We start from the raw sequence: 15,627 nt of genomic DNA, 5'->3' as shown, positions 1-15,627 counted from the left end.
CGAAGCGCGCCTGGCAGTGGTGCTGACATGAAACATCCTCCTGAAAAGGATGAATCACAATCGACCCCTCAAGGGAATCCCCAGCGACTCAGGGTTTCCCCGAAATGCTTTAAAAGGCGCCAACATGCCCGGCGCCGTGGCCCTGACATCGACGATCGCGCTTGGCAACGCGACCCTGCCCTTCATGCTGGCGCTGGCCGACAAGGGCTGGCGGCGGGCCTGCGCCGAGGATGAACACCTGTTGCACGGATTGAACGTTCACGCCGGCAGACTGACCTACCCTGCCGTCGGGCAGGCCCTCGGGATGGATGTGATTTCGCCATCCGCGGCGCTGAAGGCCTGAACCGAACCGGGACCGGGGCGCAACGCGATCCCGGACCCGTGAATTCGTGCGGAAATACGGGTCAGCCCGCTTTCTGAATTTCCACGGAATGCGGATAGGGGATGGATATTCCGCCCTTGTCGAAGGCTTCCTTGATGCCCTTGGTCAGGTCGAATTTCACGTCCCAGTAGTCCGCCGCCGCGCACCAGACCCGCAGGGTCAGGTCCACCGAGCTGTCGCCCAGGTTCGTGACCCGGACCCAGGGGGCCGGATCGTCCATCACCCGGCCGTCCGCGGCGACCTGGCCGAGAATGACCTTCATCGCCGCACCGGCGTCGTCGCCATAGTCGATACCGAAAACCAGGTCCACGCGGCGCGTGGCGTGATGGGAATAGTTGTGGATGATCGCGCCCCAGGCCTGGCCGTTGGGAACGATGATCTGCACATTGTCCGGCGTCGACAGTTCCGTGACGAACAGGTTCAGATCCTGCACCGTCCCGGAGGTGCCGCCGATGTCCACGTAGTCGCCCAGCTTGTAGGGCCGGAACAGGATCAGCATGAATCCGGCCGCCAGGTCGCTCAACGTGCCCTGCAACGCCAGGCCGATGGCGAGCGTGGCGGCGCCCAGCATCGCGACAAGGCTCGTCGCCTGTATCCCGAACAGGCCCAGGACCGCGACAAGCACGATCAGCAGAATGACCCATTTCACCATGCTGGCCGCGAAATTGCCGAGTGTCTTGTCGATCTCGGGATGCGCGTTCACCCGCCGGCGGACCATGCCGGAGGCGGTCCCGGCCACGATCCATCCGACGACAATGACCACCAGCGCCTTGACCGCGCTCCACAACAGCGGCGTATAGCTGCCCATTTGCTCCACAATGTCCTGCATGTTGCTTCTCGCTCCTTCGTTTTCGGTTCCCGTCGGTTAAAGAAAATGGTCGTACCCATGACAAGTTCTTTTTCGATCCGCGCGAAGGGAACTGCCGCTTCGCGGACCCGTCTCTATCCGCCTCGGCAGGCCGGACTTGCGGCGGCGGCCACAGGCGCGTTCTCCTCGCCGCCGCCATCCTGCATGCATGCCGGGCAGTTCGCACACCGCCGCCACGCCTGAAAAGCCGTCCGTTTCCTGGGTAGTGCCGGATTTCCGCCGTTCAAAGCGAAAGGGCCATGCCGGAAGCCGCAACGGCAATCCCCCGGAACATTCCGGTTGCCGATTCCCGAAAGGTCATCCCGTCCGCCGATGAAATGGTCCCGCACCCCATTTCAGGGGCGCGGATCGCCATGATCTAGGACCGATCCCGGTCCGGCAGCGCGCCGGTCAGCACGTAGCGCAGAATCTCGACCACCTGCCGCGGGTCTTCGGCGACCGCCAGGGCCGCGGCATGCACCTCCTTGAGCGCGTGCTGATGCGCCGGCGGGTTGAGAACGATCAGCGATTTGCCCAGCGCGGCGGCATAGCCGGCATCGAACGCCGCATTCCATTGCTTGTATTGCTCGCCGAAACGCACGACCACCACGTCGGCCGCCGAAATCCCCCTGCGGGTGCGGATCGCGTTCACCATCGCGCCCTTGTGGTCGTGCCAGTACTTGTCCGGCTCCGCCCCCAGGATCGCCACCCCGCAATCGTCGCTCGCCGCGTGGTCCGTCACCGGACCGTCAAACCGCACGTCCAGACCTTCGGCGCCGGCAACGATCTGCTCCCGCCAGTCGGTATGGATTTCCCCGGACAGATAGACCTGCAACGTCATGTCATTCCTTTCCACGAGAGCCGGCGCGCGCCGGCCCCTGCTTTCCTCTTGCCAAAAATACTCTCGCCGAAGGCGAAAACCGCCCTCAGCCGCGCAGCACGCCGCCTGCCGCCTTGCCGACCTTCTCCACGATCCTGGCGCCGATGGCGTCGATATCCGCGTCCCTGAGCGTCTGCGCCACCGGCTGCAGCCGCACCGTCACGGCCAGGGATTTCTTGCCCTCGCCCAGGCTGCCGCCGATGAATTCGTCAAAGACCCGCACGCTTTCGATCAGCGTCTTGTCGGCCCCGGCGGCGGCATTGACCAGGTCCAGCGCCTCGACGCCGGCATCCACGACGAAGGCGAAATCCCGTTCGACCGCCTGCAGGTCGCGCAACTCCAGCGCCGCGCGGGTCGCCCCGGTGTTGCGCGGCATCGGAACCTCGGCGGGCCTGACGGCAAAGGCCATCGCCGGTCCCTTGACGCCCATCGCCGCCAGGACCTTCGGGTGCAGTTCGCCAAAGACGCCCAGCACCTTCTTCGGCCCCAGGCAGATCTGCCCATGCCGGCCCGGATGCCACCACTCGGGCGCGCCGCGCCGGATCTGCACCTTGGCGGGCGCGCCGATCGCGTCCAGAACCGCCTCGGCATCGGCCTTGACATCGAACAGGTCCACCGGGCGCGCGGCGCCGTGCACGTCTTTCGGGCCGGTGCGCCCGACCAGCAGGCCCGTCACCATGTCGTGCTGCTGCTCGGGTTCGCCGCCGTGGAACGCCGGGCCGACCTCGAACAGCGCCAGGTCCATGAACCCGCGCGCCTGGTTGCGCGCCGCCGCCTGCAAGAGACCTGGCAACAGGTCCGGGCGCATGTGGCTCATTTCCGAACTGATCGGGTTCTCCAGCATCGTGGCGTCACCGCCGCCGCCGAACAGCGCCGCGCTGGCCCGGTCGATGAAGGAATAGCTCACGCATTCGTTGTAGCCCAGCGCCGCGCAGGTCCGGCGGGCCGCCTGCTGGCGGCGCTGCATCGGCGTCATCACCGGCTTCGGCACACCCGGCGTCAGCCGGGGAAGCGGACGGCCCTCGAGCCGGGTCAGCGACGCGATGCGGGCCACCTCTTCGACGAGGTCGGCCTCGCCCTGCACATCCGGACGCCAGCTCGGCACATGGGCCAGGTTTCCCTCCAGCCGGAACCCGAGGCGGGTCAGCGTCTGGCGCTGATCGCTTTCGGGAATGTCCATGCCCACAAGGCTCTGCACCCGCGCCGCGTCCAGGCGATAGGCGCGGGAATGATCCGGCACCTTGCCCGCGATCACCACGTCCGAGGGCTCGCCGCCACAGATGTCCAGGATCATCCGGGTCGCCAGTTCCAGCCCTTCCAGCGTGAATTCCGGGTCCACCCCGCGTTCGAACCGGTATCGCGCGTCCGAATTGATCTTCAGCGCACGCCCCGCCATCGCGATCTGCACATGGTCCCAATAGGCGCTTTCCAGAAACACGTCGACCGTGTCCCCGGACACGCCGGTCGCTTCTCCGCCCATGATCCCGGCGAGGCTTTCCGGCCCGGTGTCGTCGGAAATCACCATCATGCCGGGCACGAGGGTATATTGCTTTTCATCCAGCGCGGCGAGCGTCTCGCCCCCGGCGGCACGATGCACCCGCAGCCCGCCCGCGACCTTGTCCGCGTCAAAGACGTGCAGGGGGCGGTTGCGGTCATAGGTGAAATAGTTGGTGATATCGACGAGGGCGGAAATCGGGCGCAGCCCGATGGCGCGCAGCAGATCCTGCAACCATTGCGGCGAATGGCCGTTCCTGACACCACGGATCACCCGGCCGGTGAACAGCGGGCATCCGTCCAGCGTATCCGCATCGATCGTCACCGGGATCGGACAGGGAAAATCCCCCGGCACCGGGTCGTAGTCGCGGTCCTTCAGAACCCCGAGGCCGCGCGCCGCAAGATCGCGCGCGATGCCCTGCACACCCAGCGCGTCGGGGCGGTTCGGGGTGATGGCGATCTCGATCACCGGATCGACCTTGGCGGGATCGTTCTCCGCCAGCCAGTCGACGAACCGGTCGCCGATCTCGCCGCTGGGAAGTTCGATGATGCCGTCATGCTCGTCGCTGAGTTCCATCTCGCGTTCGGACGCCATCATGCCGAAGCTCTCGATGCCGCGGATCTTGCCGACGCCGATGGTGGTGTCGATACCCGGCACATAGACGCCGGGCTTGGCCACCACCACGGTGATCCCTTCCCGCGCGTTCGGCGCGCCGCAGATGATCTGCATCTCGCCCTCGTCGGTCGCGACCCTGCACACTTTCAGCCTGTCCGCCTCGGGATGTTTCTCGGCGTGCAGCACCTTGCCGATGGTGAAATCGCCCAGACGCGCCGCCGGGTTCGTAACCTCCTCGACCTCCAGTCCAAGATCGGTCAGCGCATAGACGATCTCGTCCAGGCTGGCCTGCGTGTCCAGATGGTCTTTCAACCAGGAAAGCGTGAATTTCATGCGACAGGTCCTGCCCTTGGTAAAGCTTTGGTCCGGCAATGGCAAAGAATGCGTCAAGGTGCAAGTCACAGGACGGTCGTTCGGCCATGGTTTTGCCGGCAAACCCGTGGATAGTCTGCGCGGATCGGGATTGTGCGCCGCCTGTCTTTCCGGCAGTCTGGATCGACCGCAACCCTCCGGATACCGCGCCCGATGACCCTTTATTGCCCCGTCACGCCGGCCGGCCCCGGCGAAACCGACCGCCCCGCCCCGGATCGCCTGATCTCGGGCGACCCGGTGTTCACGACCTGGAACCTGGAAGAACGCGACGGGCTCTATTGCGGCATCTGGCAATCGACGCCCGGCGCCTGGCGGATCGAGTATGACGAATGGGAATATTGCCGGATCCTGTCGGGCCATTCGGTCATCACCGATGCGGACGGCGTCGCCCACAGGGTGCGTGCGGGCGACAGTTTCGTGTTGCGGCCGGGGTTTTCCGGCACCTGGGAAGTGATCGAAACCACCCGCAAGGACTATGTCATCCGGTTGTAAGCCGGCGGCCCGCGCTCCGGCGTCGGTGCATGGCGTATGCACGCGGTATGCACGGGATGTGCACGGATGGCACAGCCCGTTTCCGGTGTCCCCGGCGCGGCTCAGCCGACCACGTTGAACTCCGGCCCGTAGGGATAGCCGGTGATGTTCTCGGCCCCGTCCTCGGTGATCACCAGGATGTCATGTTCGCGGTAGCCCCCCGCGCCCGGCTGGCCCTGGGCGATGGTCAGCATCGGTTCCATGCTGATCACCATGCCGGGTTCCAGCACGGTATCGATATCCTCGCGCAGTTCCAAACCCGCCTCGCGGCCGTAGTAATGCGACAGCACGCCGAAGGAATGGCCATAGCCGAAGGTGCGGTATTGGAGCAGGTCGCGTTCGGCAAAAAAGGCATTGATCTTGTTGGTTATATCGGCACAGTTCGCACCCGGTTTCAGCAGCGACATCCCGTATTCATGCGCCGCGACATTGGCCTGCCAGATCTTCAGGCTTGCGTCATCGACGCTCTGGACGAACATCGTGCGTTCGAGCGCGGTGTAATAGCCGGAAATCATCGGAAAGGTGTTCAGCGACAGGATATCGCCGCGTTCCAGCTTCCGTCCGGTCACGGGGTTATGCGCGCCGTCGGTGTTCAGCCCCGACTGGAACCAGACCCAGGTATCGCGATATTCGGCGTCGGGAAAGCGTTTGGCGATTTCCAGCTCCATCGCGTCGCGCCCCGCCATCGCCACGTCGATCTCGCGGGCGCCGGCCCGGACGGCATCGCGGATCGCATAGCCGCCCACATCCGCCACCTGCGCACCCTGCCGGATCAACGCGATTTCGGCCTCCGACTTGTGCATCCGCTGGCGCATGGTGGTCTCGAAGAGATCGACCATGGTGAGCGGTTCAAGGAAATCCTCGAGCTTGTCGCGCTGCATCAGGGTCAGGTGGTCGCCCTCGTAGCCGATGACGCCGCCCTTGCCGGTGACAGAACCCACGGCGCGCCAGAAATTGTCGCGTTGCCAGTCGGTGTAGGTGATATTGTCGCAGAAACTGCGCCGCCACGGCTGGCCCGCATCGATCCCGGCAGAAACCGTGACGCAATCGCTTTCGGTGACGACCAGCCCATAGGGCCGCCCGAAGGAACAATAGAGGAACCCCGAATAATACGCGATATTGTGCATCGAGGTGAAGACGGCGGCGGTGGCGCCGGCGGCGTCCATGCGCTCGCGCAATTCGGCGATGCGGGCCTCGTATTCGGCGGTTTCAAACGGCAGAACCGCCTTTTCGCCATTGTGGAACCGGTACATGTCAGGACGAGTGGTCATCGTTGACCCTCCTTTGCAGAAAGGTCCCGGCGTTCAGGACGAATATGAACGTGAATTTCCGGGCGACGCCATCGACCGGACACGAGGCATGGGTTGCCGAAAATCACGCGTTTGGCAAGTCTTTTGTGACCGGTATCGCCGATCGGACCGCCTGTCCTGGAAGCCACGGCGGAACCGCGTTTGCTTTCAGCGCAATCCGCGGGCGCGGGCTTCCTTCAACAAGGCGTTGTAGAGCGCATCAGGGCAGCCCGGTGAGCCGCCCGATCAACCGGCTGTCCGGGTCGCTCAGCGCATCGATTACGTCGAAATGGTGCCGTTCGGGGACAACGACAAGTTCCGCGCCCCAGGCATCGGCCAGCCAGCGCGCCTGGTCGAGAAACACCGGGCGTTCTTCGGCGCCGACCCAGACCGCCACGCTGGCCTTGTGGCGGTCGCGCATGAAGATCGGGCTTTCCGCCCGCGCCGCGGCATCGTCCAGGCCCAGGTCCGCGTTCATCGATGTCCGCATCAACGGGCGCAGGTCCGAAATCGGCGAGATCGGCACCACCGCCGCCAGACGGCGCGCCACGTCCATGGATATCAGGCCCGCATCCAGCATCCGCGCCGCGAGATGACCACCCGCGGAATGGCCGGTGATCGAGATCGGCCCTTTGGTGCGTGCGGCCACGTGCTGAACCGCCTGCGCGATCTGGCGGGTGATGCCGGCGATCGGCACTTGCGGGCACAGATCATAGGACGGCATCGCCACCGCCCAGCCCCGCGCCAAGGGTCCTCCCGCCAGATGCGACCAGAACGACCGGTCGAAATCCAACCAGTATCCGCCGTGGATGAAGATCACCGTGCCCGACGGATCCTGTTCCGGCTGAAACAGATCGTAGACCTGGCGCTCACCCGCGCCGTAGGCAATCCCGCATGCGGCGCGCGGTCCCAATCGCTCCCTGAATGCGCGCGCCTCGGCGGCCCACCGCGACGGAAACGCCTCTGCCCCGGCGATATGGGCCGCGTTGGCATAGGCATCGTCCAGTTCCATCTCGACCTCCCCTGCATGTGGCCCTAGACAAACCCTGCCTCAACTGGTTTGGCTGCGCGAGTGGAATTTGCAGGAGGACTCACCATGCTGGATGCAACAACAGACCTGAAATCGCTTCTGAACGACCCGGAGCTCCTGGTGACGAAAGCCTATGTCGGCGGCCAGTGGATCGACGGCGATAACGGGACGTTTTCCGTGACCAACCCGGCGCGCGGCGACGTGATCGCCAAGGTCGCCGATCTCAGCCGGGCGCAGGTCGCGGACGCCATCGAACAGGCCGAGGCGGCGCAAAAGGAATGGGCGGCCATGACCGGCAAGGAACGCGCCGCAATCCTGCGCAAATGGTTCGACCTGATGATGGCGAACGCCCAGGACCTTGGCAGGATCCTCACCGCCGAACAGGGCAAGCCGCTGGCCGAGGCGGTGGGCGAGATCGCCTATGGCGCGTCCTTCATCGAATTCTTCGGCGAGGAGGCGAAACGGATCTATGGCGAAATGATCCCCGGCCACCAGCGCGACAAGCGGATCATGGTGCTGAAACAGCCGATCGGCGTCGCCGCCTCGATCACGCCCTGGAACTTCCCCAACGCGATGATCACACGCAAGGCCGCACCGGCCCTGGCCGCCGGCTGTGCCTTTGTCGCGCGCCCGGCCAAGGAAACCCCGCTCTCCGCTCTTGTGATGGGCGTGCTTGCCGAACGCGCGGGCATCCCGGCCGGCGTGTTCAACGTGGTCACGTCTTCGTCCGCCAGCGCCATCGGCAAGGAATTCTGCGAGAACCCCGCCGTGCGCAAGCTGACCTTTACCGGCTCAACCGAGGTCGGGCGTATCCTGCTCAAGCAGGCTGCGGACCAGATCATGAAATGCTCGATGGAACTGGGCGGAAACGCGCCTTTCATCGTGTTCGACGACGCCGATCTGGATGCCGCCGTCGAAGGCGCGATGATGTGCAAGTTCCGCAACAATGGCCAGACCTGCGTCTGCGCCAACCGCATCTACGTGCAGGCCGGGGTCTATGATGAATTCGCCGCCAAGCTGAAGGTGGCGGTCGAGAATCTCAGGGTCGGCGACGGCCTGAACGATGGCATCACCACCGGCCCGCTGATCAACCAGGACGCGGTCGACAAGGTCCTGGAACATCTCGGCGACGTGACCGCCAAGGGCGGCGAGGTTCTGACCGGCGGCAAGCGCCACGCATTGGGCGGGACGTTCTTTGAACCCACCGTCGTCACCGGCGTCACCCAGGACATGGCCGTGGCCCAGGAAGAAACCTTCGGACCTCTGGCGCCTCTGTTCAAGTTCGAGGACGTGGACCAGGTCATCGCGATGGCCAACGACACCATCTTCGGCCTCGCCGCCTATTTCTACGCCAAGGATCTGAGCCGGGTCTACAAGGTGGCCGAAGCGCTGGAATACGGCATCGTCGGCGTCAACACCGGCATCATCTCGACCGAGGTGGCACCGTTCGGCGGTGTCAAGCAGTCGGGCCTTGGCCGCGAAGGCAGCCATCACGGAATCGAGGACTATCTCGAGATGAAATACGTCTGCATGTCGGTCTGATCCGGCCTACACGGTCCAAACATCGGAAAGCGCGCGGTTCGGCGGGAACGGACCGCGCGTTTTGCATTTTGGCCAGGCCTCAAGGCCCGCTGTGGCGGGCGGTGCCGGGGCCGGTCCGAAATCCTGTCCGTTCCCGGCACGAAATCGCCCCGCGCCATGCGGCGCGGGGCGCATACCCGTCGTTCGAGGTAAATCGAAGGCTCGGGTTCAGTTCACGGCCTTGCTGTCGACCACATCGGTTTCGATCGCCTTGGAACTGGCGATTTCAATCCGGCGGGGTTTCAGGGCTTCGGGCACTTCGCGCTGCAGGTCGATATGCAGCATTCCGTCCACATGGCTGGCACCGGTCACGCGCACATGATCGGCCAGATGGAACCGGCGTTCGAATGCACGGGTGGCGATGCCGCGATGCAGATAGGTCCGTCCGCTGTCGTCCTCGGCCTTCTTGGCGGCGACGACGAGCGCGTTTTCCTTGACTTCGACCATCAGGTCGGAATCGGAAAACCCGGCCACGGCGATCGAGATGCGGTAGGAATCCGCCGCCGTCTTTTCAATGTTGTAGGGGGGGTAGCTGGACTGGCTCACGTCGTTGGTCATAACGCGGTCCATCAGATCGGCGATCTGATCGAAACCGACGGTGGCGCGGTGCAGCGGTGCAAAGTCGAATGTACGCATTGTCGTTATCCTCTTCCTTCGAGCGATTTACGAATGCCCTCCTGATCGGACGGGCAAGTTGACACGCCGGAACCCGGTTCGGCATTCCGACAACACCCAGATGGGAAGCGGCAAAAGCGGTTTCAAGACCCGCGGGACGGACAGCGGAGCGGCAACGGCATCGGGCGCGCCAGACCTTGGCTTTCACGGATGCCACGTCGCGATGCGCGCATGCGGACGGACGATCCGGCGGCATCACGGCCTGATGAACTTGGCCCCGGTGTCGCGGCGAGTCTGCCCGACCGCGATGCGGTTGACCTCCGGCGGCGGGGCAAGGTTGAAGCCGCCGCCCCTGTCGAGTTCGTCACGCAGCCGCGCAAGCGGTTCGTCGAGCGAGGTTCCAAGCGCGACCCGCTGCCCCTCCACCTCCGCCTTTGCGGACACCACCGACACGATGCGCGCGGTTCCGCCGGCAAAGGAAAAGATCGGGGCGCCGGACGACCCGAAATCCACGTTGCACGACATCACGAGCACGCCTTCCTGGCGCGCCATGACCCTGCACACTTCCTGCAGGGACGGCGCGTCGGCCCGGTCCTTGGCATAGGAAACGATCCCGACTTCCTCGTCGGGGGCCGGACGCCCGGCGGTCTCGAAAGGCGTGATCGTGGTGTTCCGAATCGGGTGCTGCAATTCCAGCAATGCCACGTCGTTGCGCACGCGGGCGGCAGAGACGTCCTGATCGAAAACATAATCCGGATGCACCACGGCCCGGCGCACCGTGCGATAGGCCGAAGCCCGGCCATTGCGCCAGCCTGCAAGGAACTGGACGGTCTCCGGATCGATCCGCGCCTTGGACACCCTGTCAAACAGGCAATGCGCCGCCGTCAGAACCAGGTTGGGCGCGATCAGCGCGCCCGAACAGAAGCCCGAACCGTTGATATCCAGACGCCCGACCGCTTCCCACGCGCGTCCCGCATCCGTGGTATCCAGCCTTTCCAGAAGCGTATCCTGCGCAAAGGATGCAAGCGGCAGCACCGCAAACACCAGCCCGAACCAGACATACCTCACCGATGCCAACCCCGCTTTTCCGACACCGGGGCAGGATATCGGACTCCTGCGGCAAGAATAGGGCAGGTATGACCGTTTATTTCAGGATCGGCACCCCGGACACAGTTTCGGCTCCGCGGATCAGGGTCGGCGGCTTCGGCCCGCCGGTGGCCCAATCCAGCAACTCGACCGTGTGCACGACCGGAATGGCGCTGCCCGACCCGATCTGGATCATGCAGCCGATGTTGCCCGCGGCAATGATATCCGGGTTCTTCGCCTCGATCGTGCGGACCTTGCGGATCTTCAACTGTCTGGAAATCTCAGGCTGCATCAGGTTGTAGGTGCCCGCCGACCCGCAGCACAGATGGCTGTCGGCCGGTTCAACGACCCTGAAACCCGCCCGTTTCAACAGATCCTTCGGAAAGGTCTTGATCTTCTGGCCATGCTGCAGCGAACAGGCCGCGTGATAGGCGACCGTCGTTGCCTTGTCGGCCCCTTCGGGCAGGTCCAGCTTCACCAGGACTTCGCTCACATCCATGGCGATCGCGGACACGCGGGCGGCGTCGGCGGCCAGCGGATCGTTACGGAACATGTGACCGTAATCCATCACGGTGGTGCCGCAGCCCGAGGTATTGATGACGATGGCATCCAGCCCCTGCCCGTCCATTTCCGCCGCCCAGGCGCGGATGTTGCGGGCTGCGGCGGCATGGCTTTCCGCCGACTTGCCCATGTGATGCGTCAGCGCCCCGCAGCAGCCGGCGCCCTCGGCCACCACGACTTCGCAGCCGAACCGTCTCAGGATGCGGATCGTCGCGTCGTTAATGTCGGTGTTCAGCGCCTTTTGCGCGCAGCCGGTCATCAGGGCCACCCGCATCCGTTTCGGCCCCTCGGGCGCGAAACTCTGCGGGTCGTCATTGCGGCTGACCGGCGGGATCGTCCTGGGCGCCATTTCCAGCATTGCCCTCAGCCGGGCATCGGGCATCAGCCCCCTGAACGGCCGTCCGATCCGCGCGCCAAGCAGGGCCAGGCGGAAGCGTGCCGGATAGGGCAGGATACGCGCCAGGATCCAGCGCAGGGCCCGGTCGCCGAACGGACGCTTGTAGCGTTGTTCGATATACGCGCGCGCATGGTCCACCAGGTGCATGTAGTGCACGCCGGACGGACAGGTGGTCATGCAGGCAAGGCAGCTCAGGCAGCGGTCGATGTGCCTGACCGTCTTCGCATCCGGCACCCGATCGTTTTCCAGCATATCCTTGATCAGGTAGATGCGGCCCCGCGGGCTGTCCAGTTCGTCGCCCAGAACCTGGTAGGTGGGGCAGGTCGCGGTGCAGAACCCGCAATGCACGCAACTGCGCAGGATCTCGTTGCTGCGCGCGATATCGGGATCGGACAACTGTTCCGGCGAAAACGTGGTTTGCATGGCTCAGACCCCGACCGGCTGCAAGGGCTCCATCAGCCCCCGATTGAATATCCCGCGTGGATCGAACCGCGCTCTCAGACCGGCGCTGATGGCTTCCAGCGGCGCGGCCTGCGGATGGAACCGGTCCAGCCGGTCCGCCCCGCCGGGTCCGGCCCGGACCAGCGTCGCATGTCCGCCGACCGGCCCGATGCGCGCACGCAGATCCGTGGCTTCCGGAACGCGCGCCCATATCAGGCCGCCGCCCCAGTCAAACAGCAGATCCTCGGCGCCGATGCGCTCCGCAAGCGCCGGGGCGTCCGATGGCCTGACGGACAGACGCCAGACATCGCCCGGCTTGCCTGCGAATTTTTCGACGTCGCGGACGCCGGTCCACAGCCGGTCCGATGCCTCCGCATCATCGCAAGACTCGATGTCGCCGAACCCGCCCAGAAGATCCGCCAGCCGCCCGGTGCGATAGCGCACCGACTCCGCGAACCCCTCCACCCGGACCATGACCGCGCCACCCGCATCAGGGTCGAAAGCCGCGCCGGACACTTCGAACGGAGACCCGAGCGCAGCCGACATCGCCGCGACCGCCGTTCCTGCGTCGCAGCCCCGCACCAACAACGTGGCCTGCGTTTCCGACCGCGGCAGCACTTTCAGCGATACCTGCGACAAGACGCCGAGCGTTCCCCAGCTTCCCGCCATCAGCCTGACCAGATCGTAGCCCGTCACGTTCTTCATCACGCGGCCGCCGTTCTTGATCACCTGCCCGGTCCCGTCGATATAACGGACCCCGAGCAGGAAATCCCGGCAGGCCCCGGCCTGGATCCGGCGCGGCCCGGAAATATTGCCCGCGACGACCCCGCCGATGGTCGGCTCGCCCTCTGTCCCCATCAGGCGGCGATGATCCATCGGCTCGAATGCGAGACGCTGGTTTTCGGCGCTCAGGACAGCGTCGATCTCGCGCAGGGTCGTGCCGGCCGACACCACGAGCGTCAGCGCCCCCGGTTCATAGAAATCGACCCCGGTCAGCCCCGTCGTGTCCAGCACTTCGCCCTTCAGTTCGATCCCCCGCGTCCCGCCGCCCCGTATCGCCAGGGGTCCGCGGGCCGAAGCCACCATGTCGGCCAGTTCGGCCTCGTTTCCGGCACTCATCATCTTCCTCTTGCCTCAAGAACTCCGGGGTGAATTGGCCAAAGGCCAAGAGGGGCTGGCCCCTCTATTCGGCTGCTGCGGGAACCACCCGCCGGGCTTCCGAGGACGGCAGCGGAAACACCTTGGCCGGATTCAGAAGCCAGGCCGGATCGAACACGTCCTTGACCGCCATCTGCGCTTCCAGATCCGCCGGCGCATACTGATGCAGCATGAGATCCCGCTTTTCGATCCCGACCCCGTGCTCGCCGGTCAGGCAGCCCCCCACATCGACACAAAGCTTGAGGATCTCCGCACCCAGAGCCTCGCACCGTTCCAGGTCGCCGGGCTTGTTGGCGTCAAACAGGATCAGCGGATGCATGTTGCCGTCCCCGGCATGGAACACGTTGCCGACATCCAGCCCGAACTCCCGGCCCATCTCCCCGATCCGTTTCAGCACATAGGGCAATTCGGACACCGGGATCGTGCCATCGAGGCACATGTAATCGTTGATCTGCCCGATGGCGCCGAACGCGCTCTTGCGGCCCAGCCAGATCTTCGCGCTTTCCTCTGGGGACCGGCTTTCGCGCAGCTCGACCGGATCGTGCCGGCGGGCGATCTCCATGATCGTCGAAAGTTGGGCGTCTATCTCCGCGTCCGATCCTTCCACCTCCACGATCAGAAGCGCCTCGCAATCGGGATAACCCGCGTTCGCGAACTTGTCGCTGGTCTGGATGCACAGGCGATCCATGAATTCGATCGCCACCGGCAGGACACCGGCCTTGATGATGTCGGACACGCAGGCCCCGGCTACTTCGCTGTCGTCGAACCCCATCAACACCGGGCGGGCGCCTTCGGGTTTGCGCAGGATGCGCAGAGTCGCCTCGGTCACGACACCAAGCTGACCTTCGGAGCCGCAGATCACCCCGAGCAGGTCCAGCCCGCCGGCATCCAGGTGCGCGCCGCCGATTTCCACCACGGTGCCGTCCATCAGCACCATCGTCACGCCCAGCAGGTTGTTCGTCGTCACCCCGTATTTCAGGCAATGCGCCCCGCCCGAATTCATCGCCACATTCCCGGCGATGGCGCAGGCAAGCTGGCTGGACGGGTCCGGCGCGTAGAAGAAATCCTGCTCCTCGACCGCCCCGGTGACGGACAGGTTGGTCAGGCCCGACTGGACCCGGACGATACGGTCTTCATAGTCGGTTTCCAGCACGTCGTTCATTCGCGCCACGCCAAGAATGACGCAATCTGCGGTCGGCAGGGCGCCGCCGGCCAGCGATGTGCCAGACCCGCGCGGCACCACCGGCACGGCTTCCTGGTGACAGATGCGCAGGACGTCGGACACTTCCTGCGTCGATGCCGGCAGAACGGCGACCATCGGCGGGCACTTGTATGCCGTCAGCGCGTCGCATTCATAGGCCCGCGTCTCCGCCACATCGTGGATCACGGCATCCTCGGGCAACACCTGCAACAGCCGCGCTACGAGCCGGGCCTTGCGAGCGAGAATATCGGGGTCTGGCGTCGGCATGTCCATGGCGGCCTCCAAGTTTGGTAAACTAATATTACCAATTTTGGCATCTGGCAAGACCAAATACCGGATCATACTGTAGCACGATGATTCTCGAACACGCCCTCACCCTGTTTTCCGTGGTCGACTTTGCCGCGCTGGCGCTGCTGCTGGCCGCATATCTCTGGATCGGGCGGAGAATCGACTCTCCGCCAAAAGACAAACCGTCCGTCTCGCATCTGATGGAAAACTTCCGGCGCGACTGGATGAAGCAGATGGTCCAGCGCGATCCGCGCGTGTTCGACGGGCAACTGATCGGCAACCTGCGCCAGGGAACGGCCTTCTTCGCGTCAGCCTGCATGATCGCCATCGGCGGCGGCCTGGCGCTGATCGGGAACACCGAACAGCTCGCCGGCCTCGTCAGCGACCTGACCCAGGGCAAGGCGCCGGCGATCGTCTGGGAAATAAAGGTGCTGGTCGTGCTGTCCTTCCTGGCCAACGCCTTTCTGAAATTCGTCTGGGCGCATCGCCTGTTCGGTTATTGCGCTGTGCTGATGGCCACGGTTCCGAAGGACGACACCTCGCCCGAGGCCTATCCCCGCGCCGCGCAGGCGGCCGAGGTCAGCATCACCGCCGCGCGCAGTTTCAACCGAGCCATGCGGTCGACCTATTTTTCGCTGGCGGCTGTCGCGTGGCTTCTCGGACCCATCCCGCTGGTCCTGTCCACCCTGCTGACCCTGGCCGTCCTCTATCGCCGGGAATTCGCATCGCATTCGCGCTCGATCATGCTGAAGGCGCCGCCAGACACGAGGACGTGACCGCGCGGACCGGAATATCGCGCTACCCTGCGCGAATGCGACTTTGCACGGCCCTCTGCCTTCTGGCTTCGCCCATCCTGGC

The 15,627-nt window shown here is 64.9% G+C and carries 13 protein-coding genes and 1 pseudogene; 4 read left to right on the top strand and 10 right to left on the bottom strand.

Annotated elements, in window-relative coordinates:
* Positions 1–118: 118 nt before the first annotated feature.
* A pseudogene (locus tag QO034_RS19090) lies at positions 119–343 on the top strand (alanine dehydrogenase); the annotation flags it as partial.
* A 61-nt stretch (positions 344–404) separates the two neighbouring features.
* Here QO034_RS19090 and QO034_RS19085 read toward each other — a convergent pair.
* From QO034_RS19085 to pheT, 3 genes are all read right to left on the bottom strand, one after another.
* Entirely contained in the window at positions 405–1,211 is an 807-nt protein-coding gene (locus QO034_RS19085) for a mechanosensitive ion channel family protein (protein ID WP_284487130.1), read from the bottom strand.
* Positions 1,212–1,608: 397 nt separating this feature from the next.
* Positions 1,609–2,070: a YtoQ family protein gene (locus tag QO034_RS19080; protein WP_284487129.1), complete on the bottom strand. Its 462-nt coding sequence runs from the start codon at positions 2,068–2,070 to the stop codon at positions 1,609–1,611.
* An 85-nt stretch (positions 2,071–2,155) separates the two neighbouring features.
* Positions 2,156–4,552 (bottom strand): phenylalanine--tRNA ligase subunit beta, encoded by a 2,397-nt coding sequence (gene pheT / locus QO034_RS19075; protein ID WP_284487128.1) that lies wholly within the window; start codon positions 4,550–4,552, stop codon positions 2,156–2,158.
* Positions 4,553–4,744: 192 nt separating this feature from the next.
* Between pheT and QO034_RS19070 the strand changes: the two genes are divergently transcribed.
* The gene (locus tag QO034_RS19070) at positions 4,745–5,083 is read left to right on the top strand and encodes a cupin domain-containing protein (RefSeq protein WP_284487127.1); all 339 of its coding nucleotides are present in this window, start codon (positions 4,745–4,747) and stop codon (positions 5,081–5,083) included.
* 101 nt (positions 5,084–5,184) lie between these two features.
* Here the strand turns inward: QO034_RS19070 and QO034_RS19065 are convergent, their stop codons facing one another.
* Positions 5,185–6,393 carry a M24 family metallopeptidase gene (locus QO034_RS19065; RefSeq protein WP_284487126.1) on the bottom strand — a complete coding sequence of 403 codons (1,209 nt, stop codon included), beginning with the start codon at positions 6,391–6,393 and terminating at the stop codon, positions 5,185–5,187.
* Positions 6,394–6,631: 238 nt separating this feature from the next.
* Entirely contained in the window at positions 6,632–7,423 is a 792-nt protein-coding gene (locus QO034_RS19060) for an alpha/beta hydrolase (RefSeq protein ID WP_284487125.1), read from the bottom strand.
* Positions 7,424–7,507: 84 nt separating this feature from the next.
* Here QO034_RS19060 and QO034_RS19055 point away from each other — a divergent pair, with 84 nt between their 5' ends.
* Positions 7,508–8,983 carry an NAD-dependent succinate-semialdehyde dehydrogenase gene (locus QO034_RS19055; RefSeq protein ID WP_284487124.1) on the top strand — a complete coding sequence of 492 codons (1,476 nt, stop codon included), beginning with the start codon at positions 7,508–7,510 and terminating at the stop codon, positions 8,981–8,983.
* A 207-nt stretch (positions 8,984–9,190) separates the two neighbouring features.
* On the opposite strand, the gene QO034_RS19050 is transcribed toward QO034_RS19055, so the two are convergent.
* The 5 genes from QO034_RS19050 to QO034_RS19030 all read right to left on the bottom strand — a co-directional run bounded on the left by QO034_RS19050 (position 9,191) and on the right by QO034_RS19030 (position 14,754).
* A complete protein-coding gene (locus QO034_RS19050; RefSeq protein ID WP_284487123.1) occupies positions 9,191–9,658 on the bottom strand; it encodes an Hsp20 family protein in 468 nt (155 codons plus the stop codon).
* A 234-nt stretch (positions 9,659–9,892) separates the two neighbouring features.
* On the bottom strand, positions 9,893–10,705 hold the full coding sequence (locus QO034_RS19045) for a trypsin-like serine peptidase (RefSeq protein ID WP_284487133.1): 813 nt from the start codon (positions 10,703–10,705) through the stop codon (positions 9,893–9,895).
* A 76-nt stretch (positions 10,706–10,781) separates the two neighbouring features.
* Positions 10,782–12,104, bottom strand: a complete 1,323-nt coding sequence (gene glcF / locus QO034_RS19040; protein ID WP_284487122.1) for a glycolate oxidase subunit GlcF — start codon at positions 12,102–12,104, stop codon at positions 10,782–10,784.
* A 3-nt stretch (positions 12,105–12,107) separates the two neighbouring features.
* The gene (gene glcE / locus QO034_RS19035) at positions 12,108–13,241 is read right to left on the bottom strand and encodes a glycolate oxidase subunit GlcE (protein ID WP_284487121.1); all 1,134 of its coding nucleotides are present in this window, start codon (positions 13,239–13,241) and stop codon (positions 12,108–12,110) included.
* 64 nt (positions 13,242–13,305) lie between these two features.
* Positions 13,306–14,754 carry an FAD-linked oxidase C-terminal domain-containing protein gene (locus tag QO034_RS19030; RefSeq protein WP_284487120.1) on the bottom strand — a complete coding sequence of 483 codons (1,449 nt, stop codon included), beginning with the start codon at positions 14,752–14,754 and terminating at the stop codon, positions 13,306–13,308.
* Between the two features lie 80 nt (positions 14,755–14,834).
* Between QO034_RS19030 and QO034_RS19025 the strand changes: the two genes are divergently transcribed.
* Positions 14,835–15,545, top strand: coding sequence for a DUF599 domain-containing protein (locus QO034_RS19025; RefSeq protein WP_284487119.1), 711 nt, complete (start codon positions 14,835–14,837; stop codon positions 15,543–15,545).
* The last annotated feature ends 82 nt before the right edge of the window (positions 15,546–15,627 follow it).

The sequence above is a fragment of the Sedimentitalea xiamensis genome (genome assembly GCF_030164465.1).
GTDB lineage: Bacteria > Pseudomonadota > Alphaproteobacteria > Rhodobacterales > Rhodobacteraceae > Sedimentitalea > Sedimentitalea xiamensis.
This window is presented reverse-complemented; position numbering and strand designations above follow the sequence as displayed.